14 protein-coding genes are annotated in these 16937 nt (G+C 38.4%); 10 read left to right on the forward strand and 4 right to left on the reverse strand.

Going from position 1 to position 16937, the window contains the following annotated elements; all coding sequences use genetic code 11:
• Positions 1 to 240: 240 nt before the first annotated feature.
• The 3 genes from BXY64_RS02335 to BXY64_RS02345 all read left to right on the forward strand — a co-directional run bounded on the left by BXY64_RS02335 (position 241) and on the right by BXY64_RS02345 (position 2180).
• Complete coding sequence (locus BXY64_RS02335; protein WP_120238365.1) at positions 241 to 513, forward strand: hypothetical protein; 273 nt, start codon at positions 241 to 243, stop codon at positions 511 to 513.
• A gap of 94 nt (positions 514 to 607) precedes the next feature.
• Positions 608 to 1048 carry an IS200/IS605 family transposase gene (tnpA, locus tag BXY64_RS02340; RefSeq protein ID WP_120238366.1) on the forward strand — a complete coding sequence of 147 codons (441 nt, stop codon included), beginning with the start codon at positions 608 to 610 and terminating at the stop codon, positions 1046 to 1048.
• A 217-nt stretch (positions 1049 to 1265) separates the two neighbouring features.
• A complete protein-coding gene (locus BXY64_RS02345) occupies positions 1266 to 2180 on the forward strand; it encodes a DUF6263 family protein (protein WP_120238367.1) in 915 nt (304 codons plus the stop codon).
• Between the two features lie 574 nt (positions 2181 to 2754).
• Here the strand turns inward: BXY64_RS02345 and BXY64_RS02350 are convergent.
• A complete protein-coding gene (locus BXY64_RS02350) occupies positions 2755 to 3465 on the reverse strand; it encodes a hypothetical protein (RefSeq protein WP_147375864.1) in 711 nt (236 codons plus the stop codon).
• 863 nt (positions 3466 to 4328) lie between these two features.
• Between BXY64_RS02350 and BXY64_RS02355 the strand changes: the two genes are divergently transcribed.
• From BXY64_RS02355 to BXY64_RS02365, 3 genes are all read left to right on the forward strand, one after another.
• Positions 4329 to 4754: a very short patch repair endonuclease gene (locus tag BXY64_RS02355; RefSeq protein ID WP_120238369.1), complete on the forward strand. Its 426-nt coding sequence runs from the start codon at positions 4329 to 4331 to the stop codon at positions 4752 to 4754.
• A 99-nt stretch (positions 4755 to 4853) separates the two neighbouring features.
• Positions 4854 to 6032 carry a DUF262 domain-containing protein gene (locus BXY64_RS02360; RefSeq protein WP_211334390.1) on the forward strand — a complete coding sequence of 393 codons (1179 nt, stop codon included), beginning with the start codon at positions 4854 to 4856 and terminating at the stop codon, positions 6030 to 6032.
• A complete protein-coding gene (locus tag BXY64_RS02365; protein WP_120238370.1) occupies positions 6022 to 6516 on the forward strand; it encodes a HEPN domain-containing protein in 495 nt (164 codons plus the stop codon). The genes BXY64_RS02360 and BXY64_RS02365 overlap by 11 nt, the downstream gene beginning before the upstream one ends.
• A 54-nt stretch (positions 6517 to 6570) precedes the next feature.
• Here BXY64_RS02365 and BXY64_RS02370 read toward each other — a convergent pair whose 3' ends face one another.
• The gene (locus BXY64_RS02370) at positions 6571 to 7296 is read right to left on the reverse strand and encodes a PmeII family type II restriction endonuclease (protein WP_120238371.1); all 726 of its coding nucleotides are present in this window, start codon (positions 7294 to 7296) and stop codon (positions 6571 to 6573) included.
• 92 nt (positions 7297 to 7388) lie between these two features.
• Between BXY64_RS02370 and dcm the strand changes: the two genes are divergently transcribed.
• Entirely contained in the window at positions 7389 to 8870 is a 1482-nt protein-coding gene (gene dcm / locus BXY64_RS02375) for a DNA (cytosine-5-)-methyltransferase (RefSeq protein WP_120238372.1), read from the forward strand.
• Between the two features lie 77 nt (positions 8871 to 8947).
• Here dcm and BXY64_RS02380 read toward each other — a convergent pair whose 3' ends face one another.
• Complete coding sequence (locus tag BXY64_RS02380; protein WP_120238373.1) at positions 8948 to 10963, reverse strand: hypothetical protein; 2016 nt, start codon at positions 10961 to 10963, stop codon at positions 8948 to 8950.
• Between the two features lie 115 nt (positions 10964 to 11078).
• The gene (locus BXY64_RS02385) at positions 11079 to 12470 is read right to left on the reverse strand and encodes an OmpA family protein (protein ID WP_120238374.1); all 1392 of its coding nucleotides are present in this window, start codon (positions 12468 to 12470) and stop codon (positions 11079 to 11081) included.
• Positions 12471 to 13570: 1100 nt separating this feature from the next.
• On the opposite strand from BXY64_RS02385, the gene BXY64_RS02395 reads away from it, so the two are divergent.
• The 3 genes from BXY64_RS02395 to BXY64_RS02405 all read left to right on the forward strand — a co-directional run bounded on the left by BXY64_RS02395 (position 13571) and on the right by BXY64_RS02405 (position 16926).
• Positions 13571 to 14470, forward strand: coding sequence for a 4Fe-4S dicluster domain-containing protein (locus BXY64_RS02395; RefSeq protein ID WP_120238376.1), 900 nt, complete (start codon positions 13571 to 13573; stop codon positions 14468 to 14470).
• A 238-nt stretch (positions 14471 to 14708) separates the two neighbouring features.
• Positions 14709 to 16034: an NrfD/PsrC family molybdoenzyme membrane anchor subunit gene (gene nrfD / locus BXY64_RS02400; RefSeq protein ID WP_120238377.1), complete on the forward strand. Its 1326-nt coding sequence runs from the start codon at positions 14709 to 14711 to the stop codon at positions 16032 to 16034.
• A gap of 4 nt (positions 16035 to 16038) precedes the next feature.
• The gene (locus tag BXY64_RS02405; protein WP_120238378.1) at positions 16039 to 16926 is read left to right on the forward strand and encodes a c-type cytochrome; all 888 of its coding nucleotides are present in this window, start codon (positions 16039 to 16041) and stop codon (positions 16924 to 16926) included.
• The last annotated feature ends 11 nt before the right edge of the window (positions 16927 to 16937 follow it).

Genomic DNA, 16937 nt, shown 5'->3' on the forward strand with positions numbered 1-16937 from the left:
CAGATAAATCTGGAGGCTATTCAAAATCTGGAGGCAATTCAAACCTGCAAGATTTTATTCTTTTTGCTTTTGAATTACCTCTGCCTTTGAATTCCCTTGAACTTTATGAATTCCCTTGGGCTTTGTGAATTGCCTCGGGCTTCAGCCCGAGGAATATAAACACAATATTCTCCCAGAAATTATGTAGGATAGTTTGTAATTATTATGTATTTTTAAATGCAAACATAAAAAACTAATATCATGTCATCAGCCGGTCATGTATTCGATATGATTCGAAGATTGAGAGGCAATCGTGCCCAACTCACCTCTAACAAAGAAGGATTTCGCGACAATATCGAAATCAAAGAAAAGCGCAGAACCTTTGTACGCTTCAAAAAAATCTCCAAAGAAGAAATGAAGGAGGTAAAAGAAAACATTCGCTCCAAAGCCAGACGCGAAAAACGCAGGTACTACATTGTCTCTGTTGTAGTGAGTGTGATTTTGATTGGGACAATGATTTTTATTCTGAGATAGAATCTTTGTTTTCCTCCAGATAAATCTGAATTCCCTCGGGTTTTAACCCGAGGAATATAAAAGATCATTTCATCCAAAATTAAAATAAAGACATATGCCACATGTTAAAGTGTATATACATTTTGTATGGAGTACCAAATGCAGAGAACCATTTCTTGAAACTCTGGAGTTAAGGAAAAAGATGTGGAACCACATCAAAAAGAATGCAAAGGAAAAAGGAATTCATGTCGATTTTATCAATGGACATAAGGATCATTGTCATTGTTTAGTATCATTAGGAAATAATCAAACTTTGAGTAAAGTCATGAGTCTAATAAAAGGAGAATCATCACACTGGATCAATGAATGTGTTTTCCAGAAGCCATTGTTTCAATGGCAAGAAGAATATTATGCTGTCTCTGTAAGTCAATCTATGCTCAATAAGGTAAGGGAGTACATCAAGAATCAAGAAACACACCACAGCCATAAATCATTTGATGAGGAGGAGAATGAGATGATTGAGAAATTTGGTTTTATGAAATATTCTGGGGGATGATTTTTATTCCTCCAGATAAATCTGGAGGCAATTCAGAATCTGGAGGCAATTCAAAATCTGGAGGCAATTCAGAATTATTCGAACTTTGAATTCCCTCGGCCTGAATTCCCTCGGGCTTTAGCCCGAGGAATGAAAAATAAAACAAATAATCCACCCATATTTAGAGAATTGGATGTACTTTTAAACAATAATTAAATTATCTACCAATACTAATCAAATGAAAAAATTACTAACACTAGCCCTTATCCTAAGTGCTACTCTTTTTGTACAAGCCCAAAAGTATGAGTTGGCTTTAAATCTTGAAGTGGGGAAAGAATACACTCAGAAGTCGAATGCAAAAATGACCATTACCCAAAATTTTAATGGCATGCCAATCGAAATTGGTATGAATGTAAAAGGGGATTATACATTTAAGATAATGGGTGCTGAGAACAATCAGTACAATATGGAGGTGAAGTACACTGTTGTAGAAATGGAAATGGAAAGTGCACAGGGAAAAAGCTCATTTAGCTCTAAAACTCCTAGCGAACAAGATATCATGTCAACCATGCTATCGAGAATGATTGATAAGCCTTTCACAATGATCATGAGTCAAAGTGGAAAGGTAATTGAGATCAAAGGAATCGATAATCTTTTTGGGAGTTTGTTCGAGGGATACGATCTTACAGAGCAACAGAAAGAACAGATATTGGCACAGCTGAAACAATCTTACGGAGCAAAGGCCATTAAGGGAAGTTTTGAGCAGATCACCGCCATTTATCCAGAGCAAAAAGTAAAATTGGGCAAAACATGGTCAACCGAAACCAGTATCGAGGCAGGTATGTCGGTGAATTTAACCACCAATTTCGTGCTAAAGGCTGCCAATACCGATTACTTCCTGATTCACGGAGAAGGAAACCTGGCCAGCAATCCGAATGCCCCATATATAAAGCAAAATGGCATGGATATGAAGATTTTGGTAGACGGACAGTTGACCTCTGAGATTAAAATTGACAGAAAAACCGGTTGGATTATTGATGCAACCATTGTTCAGAACCTGAGTGGAAACACAGAGCTTAAGGCCAGCGAGCAAATGCCTGATGGCATGAGCATCCCAATGACCATTAAATCAAAATCGGTAATCACAAACTAAAAGGATTCGGCTTAATGCCGATTGCTATAAATCAAACACCCCAAATCATTGCGATTTGGGGTTTGTTTTTTTTGTCCTCCAGATGAATCTGGAGGCAATTCAGAATCTGAATGGCCTCGGGTTTTGAATTGTCTCGGACTTTGAATTGCCTCGGGTTTTAACCCGAGGAGGATGATAATAAAAATATCCTGCAAGGGTATAAGCAACAGCATAGGGCAACGCCCTATGAATATGCAATGCAATTAAAATCAAGCCCTGCAAGGGCGCCAGCCAAACAAGGATTCAAATGATATGGATGCTAAAAATATTCCTCCAGATAAATCTGGAGGCAACTCAAAATCTGGAGGCAACTCAAAATCTGGAGGTAATTTAGGATCTAGATGAATTTTATTGAATAGCCTTGGGTTGAATTGTCTCGGGCTTTGAATTCCCTCCAGATTTATCTGGAGGACTGAATTACCTCGAGTTTCAACCCGAGGAGAAAAAAAATCCCCAAAACCAAAGGTCTTGGGGACATGCCGGATGCCAAATAATTGCCATTAAATGCATCCTGATCATAGGGGATAAGTAGAAACTATTCTTCGGCTTCGTTTTCTTCAGGGCCTTCTGTTTCCTCTTTAGTAGCTTTTGGAGTGGCTGCCGGGAACTTAAACCACTTCAATAAATCCTCGTCATCTTCGTACATAATGCGTGCAGCCTTAAAATAGATGGCCAGTTTTTCGTACAAATTGTTCAAGGCTATGGTACGCTCTTCGGTAGCGCGATTACGTTTCAAAATACAATCCGATTGCTCATCCATAAAGCCTTTTAGCTTATCGCGATGTGCCAGAATCGCAGAAAAAGTTTCCTCGGTCCACCCTTCTGTGGTAAGAGCCTCTTTGTACTTGTTGGCAATCATGTCGAAATCGGTTAGGAAAAGATACATCAACTTGCCACTTTTGCGGGCATTGTCGTAATCATTAAAACCAAACTGATTCCATATCTTCTTATCGTTCGGAAATGCCATTTCGATATCGAACTTGCACCTTTGGAAAAACTTACCCGATGCTGCCAATTCCTTATTCACATTCTCGGTGGCCTTGGCCTGAATGTCGATATAGGTATTGTCCGAAGGAATGTTACTGGCTGTTTCGAACAAAGTTTTCAGTTCAGCCTGCGTTTCTGCGGTAAAATGAGGCGAGAAAGCCACAAACTCATCATGCTTGTCGTTGATGATGTTAATACTTTGACTCGAAAAAATAATAAAATTGGCATCTCCGCCATTATAAGATCTGGATTGTCCCATAATCATAAGTTTTATATTTTAGATTTACAATATGGAAATTAATGGGATCTTTTTGAATATGCAATAAAATGGGCGAAAAATAATATGTAAATAAATTCCGATCGCCCTGTAAGGCTTGTAAATGTTAGTTGTTTGGGAGTTATTGTTTTTATTTATAAAATATTGACACTTTATTAATAAAAACTATGAAAAGCAGAATAAAATAGCTGTATTGCCAATAAATACGGCTATCATAGGCCTTTTAGGCAAGAAAAACAGCTCGTGTGTGGGTAAGCCAAAGAAGAAATGAAGCTCCTTTGTGATAAAACTAAAATTCCTAAGGAAGTAAAGTACACATTTAAGGGGAGAGCAAGTTGTTTTAAGAAGGAAAGATACTATATTGTTAAGATGTGAAGGAGGTTTAAGAAAGGAAGCCCTTAGCCAAAGACAAAAGGACAAAAGCCAAAAGCTAGTTATGCTTAGCCAAACACCTTCCGCCCTTAGCCAAAAGCATTCCGAGCTTAGCCAGAGACATTCCGTCCTTAGCCAAACACTTTCCGAGCTAAGCCAAAGGCATTCCGCCATTAGCCAATGGCTTTCCGAGCTTAGCCAATGGCTTTCCGAGCTTAGCCAGAAGCATTCCGCCCTAAGCCAATGACATTCCGTCCTTAGCCAAAGACTTTCCGCCGCTCGGTTGAAGCTTTCCGTCGCCGACAAGAGTGTGGGAACCAGCGGAATAAGACAAAGGAGCAACAACAAGAGACAGACTGGCAATAACAGTGCTTAAAATGGAAGGGGAAGGGGGACAGCTGCAAAAGCAATGCTCAAAATGCATAAAGCAAAAGATAGAAATTCGTAAATTGCCAATATAGCAATGATGGAGTATGGCAGATGTTCACGAACCCAAAATAAGATCCTACAATATGTCCCAAGTGAAGGGGAAAAACACCAAACCTGAGTTGGTGGTGAGGAAGTTTTTGTTTGCCAATGGTTTTCGTTACCGCATAAACCAGAAAGACCTACCTGGAAAACCCGATATAGTTCTGAAAAAATACAAATGCGTAATATTTGTAAATGGCTGCTTTTGGCACGGACACAAAGGCTGCAAGTATTTTGTTTTGCCCAAAACAAGAACTGAATGGTGGCTGCAAAAAATTAAAGGAACACAAAAGCGCGACCGCAAAGCCGAAATAGAACTCAACATACTGGGCTGGCGTGTAATTACCATTTGGGAGTGTGAGTTGAAAGCCAAAGTTAGGGCAGAGAATTTAAAAAATATAATTACTTATTTATTGAAGAATATTGGATAAGTTTAAAGTAAATCCAAATTTGTTCAATGTTTTTATTATTTTCGACATAATTGTTTTAGGTTTTCTGAATAACAACACATGTTTTTGTGTTATAAAGCAATGATTAAGCCTAATTATAAAACTGAAAATAATATTAAAATGCTTGATGTAGATACCAAATTTGTAGAAGTTATATCAGATGAAATAGAAGACTCTTATTCAAATGATGATTTATATAATATAAATTCTTGGGGAGCGGATCTTTCTTTCAGAGAATTAATTTCCATGTATGAAGAAGATGAGCTATTGAAACCCGAACTTCAAAGAAAATATGTTTGGGAAAAAGCTGAAGCGAGTAGGTTTATTGAGTCTATTTTGTTAGGCTTACCGGTTCCCAGTATATTTCTAGCTAATACTAAAGATGAGAAAAAATTAATAATAGATGGTTACCAAAGGGTAATGACTGTATTTGATTTTGTAAAAGGAATTTGGTCAAAAGATGGTAAGGTATTTAAATTGTCAAATACTGAGAAAATAAATAGTAGATGGAGAGGGTTAGCCTTTAACGAATTGGATCGAGCTGATCAAAGGCGAATAAGAAGTTCCACAATTCATGCAATTATTTTTGAACAAAGAGCTCCTGAAGATAATGATACAAGTTTATATCAAGTATTTGAAAGAATTAATACCGGGGGAAGAGCTTTAATGCCACAAGAAATAAGAAATTGTGTAAATCAAGGTGAATTTAATAATGTATTGTTCGAATTAAATCAAGATAAAAATTGGCGTGTACTTTTTGGGAAAGAGTTGGAAGATACACGAATGAGGGATTTGGAATTTATTTTAAGGTTTTTAGCATTAGATACTGACACAATCAAAAATAGCACTGCTACGGTTATTTCTTTAAAAAAGTATTTGAATGAATTTATGGGTTCAAAAAATTCACAAAAGGATATAATACTTCAAGAAAGAAAAGAGAAGTTTAAAAAAGTAATGGAATTTATAATGCATAATATTGGGGAAAATGCTTTTTATAACATTGTTTCTGGAGAAGAAACCAAGGTGAGAAAAAGATTCTATCCAACTATTTTTGATGCAGTATGTTCTGCTGTTTCAATTGCTTTAAAACGATTAGGAGACGACATACCAATTAATGATCTAGAAGAGAAAAGAATTTCGATGTTAAAGGATGAGAGGTTCAGAAAATATTCAAGCGAAGGAACAATGCAAATTGCCCATATCCATGGGAGAATTGATCTAGCACTAACCTATTTATTTGGGATTGGTTATGAGGAATGATGATGCCCTTGGTGCTATTACTGCCTGTAGAGAAGAATTACAAAGAATTTATCATACCATAGAGGGGCTTGGACATTTAAGTCCTATAGTACCTTTTTTAACGAATTATTCCATCGTTAAAACTTGTGGTACTATAGAATTTTGCTTTAAAACTATTATTGCTGACATTCATTCGGGACAGAGTACTCAGGTAATTACATATGTTGATAATACTATTAGAAATAGTTCTATGAACCCTAGTAGAGATAATATTTGTAAAACATTAAAGAAGTTTGATGTAAATTGGAATAGGGAATTTAAGGAAAAGTTAAATGAACACGAGCATAGTCAAAGATTAAAATCGTCTATTGATTCATTAAATAGTGCAAGAAATGCATTTGCTCATGGCGAAAATCCTTCATCTTCATTTGAAAACATTCGGTCTTATTTTAATGATACCGTTATTATAATGGAGATGTTAGATGAAGTTGTATGTTCAAACTAAATAAGGAGAGTCCCCAGATATTGAGTATCTGGGGCATTCATTAATATTACTAATTTATTTTTTTGAATTAAGTTCTAGGATTTTACCCCAATTAATTGCGCCATCATCATCGCAGAATTCTATAATAAATTCTTTTGTGAATTTATTAATCATCTTAGAGTATGATTTTTTAAATTCGTCATTTCTCTCTTTTGCTTTATATCCAAGAGGTTCAATTATATCTTTGTATAAGTTTTCTTCTCCCGAAATAAATTCCCAAAATTGTTGTCCACAATATTTGTAATAGTCACCTTTATCTGGATTATTATCTTTTCCATAACAACATCCGTTAACTGAGATAACATTAATCCCAGAATTACCTGTTCTTAATGCTTTACCCGCGCTTTTATAATATTCCTTAAGCTTCTTTAATGAAGTGCTGTTAGCCCAATTAGGTCCAGACTTTATAGCCACTATATATCGAGCTCCATTTAAATCAAACTCTAAATCGATGCCTTCAATTCCAGATTTCCAACCACCATACACTTTGGAGTTAATGAAAATTGCTAAGCCTTCAAGCCAATCTCCAAAAATTGTTTCCTCATTTGAAGAAACATGGGCATTTACAATACCTTTAACTATATCATTTGCGGTTAACACATTCTTAGCTTTGAACAGGTATGGGTTTTTTCTTTTCAAAACCTTCTTAAGTTTAAGATTTGCAAGACTATCAATTCTTTTTTGGTGAAAATCACCGATGTGGTTTTCAACGTAATTTGTTACTTCAGTTAAATCTAACATGTTTTAGGATATTTAACATTAAAATTCAAATCTAAGTAAAAATTCTTATAGAATAGAATGATGTTGTATATTTGAGCAATAATTTTTTTTCTATGTCTAAGTTTACGTTTATTGATCTTTTTGCTGGTATTGGAGGCTTTAGGTTAGGCCTAGTATCCAATGGTGGTAAATGTGTAGGGTTTAGTGAGATTGATCGTGATGCAATTTCAACTTATTGTGAAAATTATGATGAGGAAGAAAGTGAGAATTTAGGAGATATTAGAAAATTAAAGGAGATACCTGATTGTGATATATTAACAGCGGGTGTACCTTGTCAAAGTTGGTCTATAGCAGGTAAAAATCTTGGTTTTGATGATGATAGAGGACAACTGTGGAATGATACAATCTATCTTCTGAATAAAAATAGACCAAAAGCATTCATTTTTGAAAATGTTAAAGGTTTAAGAGATCCAAGAAATAGAGAAGCATTTAAATACATATTAGATAGAATAAAAAAAGCAGGATATTTTGCTAATTATTATTTAATTAATTCTCATGATTATGGAGTGCCTCAAAATAGACAAAGAGTATATATAATTGGATTTAGGGAAGAATCATATTACGATAAATTTAATATCCCACCTAAAATTCAGGAAGGAAAAAAGCTATACCATTACCTGAGTGACTTGCCAAATGAAACTATTAAAAAGGAAAAAATAGATCCAGAAACTCTTTTTGGGGAATATAAACCAGTTGCCAGGACAAAGTTCCAAAAAATGGATGAGTTAAATGATTTCTTCTTATTTAATGATATAAGAAATGGCCATTCAACAATTCACTCATGGGATCTTCAAGAAACAACAGAAAGAGAAAAGCAAATTTGTCATTTGTTATTGACCAATAGGAGAAAGAAAATTTATGGGTCTTTTGATGGCAATGCTCTGTCTTTTGATCATTTTAAATCTTTGGATTCAGAAATAACTAATGATGAACTTAAGGAGTTAGTTAAAAAAGAAATATTAAAAGAAGTAGATTATACTTTTAGGGTAATTGATTTAAATGGCTATTTATTAAGTGCATCGGAAGAGTTGATTCTAGAGCATGCAGTTGACGATATACTGAATCTTGAAAAGTTAAAGAATAGTCATGAGTTGAAGAAGAAAAAGGTAAACTATAGAAGAGGACTTGATAGTTTATTAAAGAAGTCTATAATCTCATCAATTGAGAAAAGATATGATTTTAAAAACTCTAAGATTAGTTCTGGAATAAAAGGAATTAATAGAATCTATTTGCCTATATCTGATGTTTTTTCAACTTTAGTTGCGAGTGATACTAATGATTTTATTGCAACAAGGAATATTGTTTCAAATACCCCTGAAGATTTTAAAGATAAATTCTTAAAGGAAATTGTAGAAAAGAGTAATTATCGTAAAATATCTAAAGAAGAAGCATTGATGATACAAGGATTTCCAAAAGAGTTTAAATTACCAATTAAGAGAAATCGTTGGATGAAGTTAATTGGTAATAGTGTGTCAGTTCCTGTTATTGAGAAACTTTGTCAAGCTATTTTAGAGACAGGTTTATTTAATGAATAATTTTAAACCTAATCGGGACATTACAAAAAACAAAGGGCAAGCCAAAAGCTTGCCCTTCTCTATGCAATTTATATCTTTTAAAAACTCAATGTAAACACAATCAAATCCGCTTTATCCCCTAATCGGGTAACACTAATGGCTACAGAGGTGCCATCGGTAAGCGTGATGTCGTTTAGTTTTACGCCTTGAGGCAAGCTGAATTCTTTTTCGTTTTTTACAGAGCCCGAATCATCAATCTGAACCAGCTTTAAATTGTTATTGTAGGTACCAGCAATCACGAAAGTGTTATCGGCCAAAGCCACAATGTGCTCGGGCATGCCACTGCCCGTAAGGTTTAGGGGCGAGTCCCAAAGCTTTTTACCAGAGCTATCGTAAGCTGCGGCAAAGGCTGCATTTTCTGCTGATCCTGCAAAGAGAACTTGCTTCTTGGCATTCATGCTCACGGCAGTGGCCTGCTGATTCTCGGGCAATAGAATGTCCCATTGTAAATAACCCGCCTCGTTGATGGCAAAAATCCAGTTTCCGGCTGCAGAAAAAGCAGTGTTCGAAGCGGTATCGCTGGTCAAAGCATACACTTTGCCCTTGTTGGTATAATTGCGCGACCATAGTTTTTTACCATCGGCATTTAGCTTTACCAAGGCAGGGGTGAACAAGGAGTCTTGGGTGTTTTGGGTATATCCGGCAATTAAAATCTGATTATCGGGGTACACCACAAAATCGAGCGCTTCGGCCAAGCTCACCTTCTGGTTGAATAGGTTCTGCCCATTGGCGGATAGCTTGTAAATCCATGCCTGACCTGCCACACTATCCACAATGGCATTGGTAATGCCTGCCACATAAATTTCGTTCTGCGCACTTACGCTAATCTTGTTTACCATGTCGTCGAAAGGATTTCCCAGCATCTTGTTCCAAAGCATTTTTCCATTGGCATCTAGACCTAAAATCCAGGAATCGTACATTTCGCCTTCGGCTTTGGGTGTGGCCGATACTACCACCAATTCACCATTGGGGCGTGTGGCAATTCCACCTCCAAAATCGTTAAACTCCTGATTGTCGAATCCTTTTACAAAGAGGTAATTTTCCTCGGGAAAGTCTTTCAAAATCTCATCGCCCAATATGCTGGCCTTTAAATTAAAAATATCGACGAACTGTTTTCCTTCGGGGTATAAAGACACAAATTGGTTGTAAGCCTCGAGGCTGTTTACACTCTTGGCCCATTCGAAAAGCAATTGCTTCTTTAACAATTTGGCCGCAGCAATTTTCGATGAATTGGGAAAGTCGGCAATATACTTGTCGATGGCCTCCAGGGTTTTTGTAGCAGCTGCCTCTTTAAAGGCCATGTCTGCCATTTGTTTTCTCACCTTATTTACCTGCTGTGCCTCGGGATAATTGCTCACAAAATCGCGCAAGTCTTGCAAGGTTCCTTTACCCATTGCATTTTGGTAAGCCAAATCGTTTCGCAGTTTTGTGGTGATTCCAACCTGTGCCGATTCAGGATAATCGTTTAAGAATTGATTAAAGGCATCTACCGAGTTTTGCTTCTCGGCCTCGCGAAATTTAATGTAAGTTAAAATGTGGGCCACATTGGTTTTGTATTTCGAATCGGGAAATTCTTTCAAGAATCGCTTGGCATGCTCGGCATTGTTCTCCTCCCTCACGAATTTAATCAACTTGTCTTCCAGGTGCAGATATTCCCATTCCATGTTTTTATCAATGGGGCGATTCTTGCGCCTTTTGTCTTGTTTGGTGAACCATTCATTTAAAACCTCTTTTTCGTCATCGCTAAACTTAGGCTTTGCATGGTATGCTTTCTGAAAATAGGCAAAGGCTTTAAAGTAATCTTTGCCGGAATATTTATCGACCGCGTAAAGGGCCGCCAGTCCGATGTTTGCCATTCGCGAATCAGGCTCTTTTACCAGCACTTTCTCGAAATTTGCCTTGGCCTTGGCAAGCTCAGAATCGATATCGGCTGTGGCCCGGGCTTCCATGCCTTTGAATAATGAATTGTTGAATATCCTTTTCGGATTTTGCGCCATGCCAAGCATCGAGATCAGCATGAACAGGATGAGTATATTTATATATTTTGTTTTCATTTTATACCATTTATATATTTAAATGAGCCGGTATAATGCCGATACATATTCAAAGGGGCTTTAGAAGTGAAACGCACTAAAGGCGTATTCTGAATAGTAATCGGTAAGTTGGGGCTTATTTTTTTAAGACTAAAAATTCCACACGGCGATTCTTCGAGCGTCCTTCATCGCTTTGGTTGGTATCAATGGGTCTTGAAGCTCCGTATCCAGCCGCTTTCATTCTGTTGGGATCGATTCCTTTGCCAACAAGGTAGTTCACCACCGATTCGGCACGTCGCTGACTTAAGCCCTTATTCAACTCATCAGATCCCTTGCTATCGGTATGTCCGCTAATCTGAATCTGGCTCACCATTCCTTCGTTTAAGAAATTGGCCACCTTGTCGAGCTCTTCAAAGGAAGTGGGCAGAAGGGTACTTTTGTTGAATTCAAAGAAGATATTGTCGAGAATCAGGGCAGCTCCTTCTTCAATTTGTTTGAGCTCTTCGGTAAACAAATCTTTAGGCAACTCAGGCTCTACGAAAGTAATGCTGCCTTGCGAGTGGCAATTGTTTTGGTCACTTACGTGATAGGTATAGGTTCCCGCCTGCAGGTTGGTCAATTTTGTGATGTCTTTCGATCCATTGCTCCAATCGATGTTGTAAGGAGGCTGTCCGCCAGATATTCCCAAACTAATTACACCATCGTTTATAATTTTACTGATTTGGCCCGTTACCGGATTTTTACCTCCTGTGTAAGAGGAATCAATCACCACGGTCTCCAATCCTTTGGGAACACATGCACATGAGGTACAATCTACCAGGGGACGAATCTCAAAATCGTCGAAAAAGTAGTAAGCGTATTCTTTGCCTTTTTTGTTCTTGGTATCGCGACCCGTTACCACATAATTGGTGTTTTCATAGTTCTTAAAGTTTCCTACAATAAAGTACTCCTCGTAACCTTGGGCAGTATAAACCATACAGAACTGGGCCCACTCTTCGGTATTGTCTAAAAACAGGCCTGCCTTATTGCTCAAGTGAGCCTTAAAAGTCAAATGGCTTTTGTTGCCGTTGGCCACTTTTGTTTCAGAAAAATGAATGCCCAACTGGTCAACCGCAAACTTACTTCCCGATGCCAATTTGTACCAAAAAGAAACGCAATACTTCTGGCCTTCAACCATAGGACTGCTTAAAGTCCCTTGAAAATACTCCCTAAAATTGCGATTGCTTCCACTTAGAATGGCACCCATATAGCCTTTGCCAGTTTTGGCTTTGCTGTAGCCTGCAAAATTATCGGGCACGCCTACTTCTCCTTTGCTACAGGCATTAAAATAATCAGGTGTGGTAAAGGATGGATAGGTCCAATGTGGAATCAACTTGTGGGTCTTGTCCATAAAGGTGTAGCTCTCGGGGCATTTTTCATACTCTTCGAAACTAGGATTAAGCACCATATTCTCTTCCTGGGCATAGGATGCAAAGCAGGTAAAAACAGCACTCAATACCATGAGATACTTTCGGTAAATGTTCTTCATTACAAGTAAAGTTATAGTTAAGTCTTTCTCCTTCAATGTCAAATGTATTAACAAAACATATTCTATACAATATTATGGCAATTAAATATTAAAATAGCCTGAAAGGCTAATAGCAAAAGCATAGGGCGGAGCCCTATGAACACAATGTATTAGAAAAGAAGCCCTGCAAGGGCGGGAGCCCAACAGGACTCAAATGATGTAGATGGATTAAAAAATATTCCTCCAGATAAATCTGGAGGCAATTCAAAATCTGGAGGCAATTTAGGATCTAGATGAATTTTATTGAATTGCATCTGGGGTGAATTGCCTTGGGTTTGAATTGCCTCTGAATTGCCTTGGGCTTTAGCCCAAGGATCACAAATAGCCTGAAAGGCTAATAGCAATAACATAGAGCGGAGCCCTATGAATAGGATGTATTAGAAAAGAAGCCCTGCAGGGGCGGGAGCCCAACAAGATTCAAATGATAGGAATGCATTAAAAAATATTCCTCCAGATAAATCTGGAGGCAATTCAAAATCTGGAGGCAATTTAGAGGCTAGATGAAATTTTTATAGAAAGGGGCGCTAGCCCTGCCGTCTTCGTAGCAAAAAGAATCATCAGTAATAATTAGGGGCGCTAGCCCTGTAATCTAATCATAATCGATAATTCTAAATCAAAAGATATCAGGGCTAACGCCCCTATACATTATCATTGCTCAAAATGGCTACGAAGATCATAGGACTAACACCCCTGAATTGCCTCGGGTTTCAACCCAAGGGAACAAATCATGTTTTAAAACATCCTATCTGAATTTATTCTAAATACAAACTGCATAAAACGATGAGATTATCTTTTTATCCGAAAAGCGCTACGACGTTTGTGTAATGGGGTATTCAGAGTTTATTATCTTTTACTATGAATTAAAACACATCTAGATATCTAAACATAACGGGAGTCATAGAAGCCTATATTTCATATATTTATTAGATCTATTGAAATCTAACTCTTTAATAGATCTATGAAACGTCCATGATTACAGGGAATGATCGCGCTACTATTAGAATCAAAACCCGAATCATCGGAATGTTCCATCTGCAAAAAAGAAAACCAAAAAGTCACAGATGAACATGGCGAACAAAAACGACAAGTCAAGAAGAAGCTTTCTGCAAAAATTGGGCATTGCAGGAGCGAGTACCGTTGCCGGATCGGCCTTGCTACTGCAGGGATGCTCCGATTCGAACAAAGCCAGCGGTAACAAAGTAAAAGTACTTACTGCCGATAACAAATTGGTAGAAGTAGATGTAGCCCACCTAAAACCTGGAGATAAGATTCAGGATTTATCCTACCTACAAAAAAGAGGTCGCGAAGGAATTCCGGGAAAGAAGTTTGTAATGGTGGTTGATTTGGCCAAGTGTAAGAATGCACGCAAGTGTATGAAAGCTTGCCAGAGCGCACATCAGCTAAAACCCGAAATGCACCATTTGAATGTGTTGGAAATGGAAGATCCGGTGAAGAAAACCTCCTACTGGATGCCTAAAACCTGTCAGCATTGCGACAACCCACCTTGTGTATCGGTTTGCCCAGTTGATGCAACCTTTAAGCGTCAGGATGGAATTGTACTAATCGACAACGAACGTTGTATTGGTTGTAGATTTTGTGTGGCGGCATGTCCTTATTCGGCACGTACCTTTAACTGGACCGAGCCTAAGAATTCCGACAAGATGGCCGATGTTACCTACGATATGGAGCTGAATGTTCCTCAGAAGAAGGGTACGGTTACCAAGTGTGCGTTTTCTGCCGATCAGTTGCGTCATGGAAAGTTGCCTTACTGTGTATCGGCATGTCCGAATGGGGTGTACTATTTCGGCGATCAGAACGAAGATTTGGTGACCAATGGTACTACCAAGAAAACCGTTCGCTTGAGCCACTTGCTGGAAGAGAATGCAGCCTACACGCTAATGCCTGAACTGGGGACAAAACCTAGTGTTTACTATTTGCCTCCACGCGAAAGTGAGGGATAAATTAATTAGATTGGAAACACCCCTCTCCCTGTAGGGATCTCCCCTGAAGGGGAGAAATTAAAGATTGAAGTCGGTTTAAAACTTGTCAATCTGTTGAATAAGGAGGTTTCCCCTTTCAGGGGGTACCGAAGCGAAGCGGAGATTGTGAACACAAAATGAATATTAATCGTGAACCAATGCCGACAGGCAAAGGGGGTGTAGGTTAAAATGAATCTCAAAATCTAACTACGTTATAACTATGAACGAAACAATAACAAAAGGTCATTTCAGCGAGGAGCAAATTGATAAGGACCTTTTAAAAAATGTGAACTGGGGAGGCAAGTTCAAGCTTTGGATGGGCTTTCTTACAGTGTCACTTATAATCTGCTTGTATTACTATTATCAACAATTGCAAAACGGATTGGGCGTTACGGGTCTTCACGACTATGTATCCTGGGGAATCTATATCTCAAACTTCGTTTTCTTTGTTGCCACTTCCTTAATTGGGATGCTGGTGTCATCGGTACTCGGAATGATGAAGGTAAGCTGGGTTAGGCCCGTTGCCCGTATTGCCGAGTTGGTAGCTGTTGCCTTCGCCATGGTAGCAGGTTTAATTATCATTACCGATATGGGGCGCCCCGATCGTCTGTTGAATGTATTCATACATGGTAGGGTTCAATCACCAATTGTTTGGGATATCGCTGTTGTGGTAACCTACGTTGTGATAAGTGCTTTACTCCTTTATATTCCTATGTTGCCGGATATTGCATTGTGCCGCGATAAGCTGAACAATGTACCAAAATGGCAGCAGAAAATGTACAAAAGTTTGTCATTGGGATGGAACAGTACAGCAAAGCAATTTCGCTTGATGAATCGTTATACCCGCATTTTGTTGGTACTGATTATTCCTATAGCGCTTTCGATTCACACCGTTACTTCCTGGCTGTTTGCCATGACATTGCGTTCGGGATGGGATTCGCCAATCTTCGGACCATACTTTGTGTCGGGGGCATTTGTAGCGGGTTGTGCTGCGGTAATTATTGCCATGTTTTTCTTCCGCAACAACTATAAGCTGAAAGAATACATCACTGCCGATCATTTCGACAGAATGGGTAAACTATTGGTTCTGGTTGCTTTGGTGTATGTGTATTTTAATATCAACGAAATTATCGTTCCCGGATACAAGGCCAACACAGCCGATGCCAAGCATGTTCACGAAATGTTGTATGGTCACGATTCGGTAATGTTCTGGCTGGTACAATTGGGAGGTTTGGTAGTTCCATTCCTACTAATATTGTTCAAGCCAATGCGCAAGCCTTTGCCATTAACCATTATTTCACTGGTTATTTTGGCCGGAGCTTGGTTCAAGAGAGTATTAATTGTTGTTCCTACCCAGTTGGCTCCTTACTATCCAATTCAGAATGTACCTGAAGGCTGGACAGGCTATTCACCAACTACACCTGAAGTTGCAATTACCGTAGCATCCTTCATTTTGGTATTGATGATTATCACTGTATTGGCAAAATTATTTCCAGTAGTGCCAATTTGGGAAGTAAAAGAGGACATGAACCACAAAAACAATTAATGCGATGAAGAACAATAAAGGATATAATTTGATCATTCTGTTCTGCCTTTGCTTTTTGGCTGTGGCGAATGTGAATGCACAGAGCGATTGGCAAGCACCTGCCGAAGAAAACGAAAAACTAAGTCCTTTCCTTTTCGATGATGATATGGTTTTGGAAGGGCGAGTAGCATACGAGAACTCATGTACATCTTGTCATGGAACTCCAGGACAGGATGATTTTACACCAATGTCTCCACCTCCGGGAGATCCTGGAGCCGAAGCTTTTCAAGCACAGAGCGATGGATCGATCTTCTATAAAATTAAAATGGGGCGTGGAACCATGCCAAAATTCGAAGATGCTTTCGCAGATGATGAGTTATGGAACATTGTAGCATACATCCGTAGTTTCAATGAAGACTATAAGCAGGAATTGCCAAATATGGAAGGTGTTGTGATTCCGGAATATGCCATGAGATTAAGTTTCGATGAGAATGTAGACAAGTTGGTTGTAAAGATATTCGCCGAAGAAGTACCACAGCCAGAAGTAAGCGTAAGCGCCTATGTAATGGGGACTTTTGGGAAACACCTATTGGGCAAGGCTCAAACCAACGAATTGGGAATTGCCTATGTGGATGTTGATCCTACCTTGCCAGGTGATGAAGAAGGAAAGATTAATGTTATGGTGAAAGCTACCAAAGGATTTGCCAGAGCTAAGCTTCAGCAAGATTTGGCCATGGCTAAGCCAACCGAACGTCACTCAGCCATCGAAGGACGCCACATTTGGAGTACCGATAGAATGGCGCCAATCTGGTTGAAGATCACCTTCTTCGTTTCGGTATTCGGAGTTTGGTTTGCTCTACTTTTTATTGTGTTTGGTTTGAGGAATATCAAGAAGGCGAGAGAGGAAGCTTAAATAAGGTATGG

The sequence above is a fragment of the Marinifilum flexuosum genome (genome assembly GCF_003610555.1).
Taxonomy (GTDB): domain Bacteria; phylum Bacteroidota; class Bacteroidia; order Bacteroidales; family Marinifilaceae; genus Marinifilum; species Marinifilum flexuosum.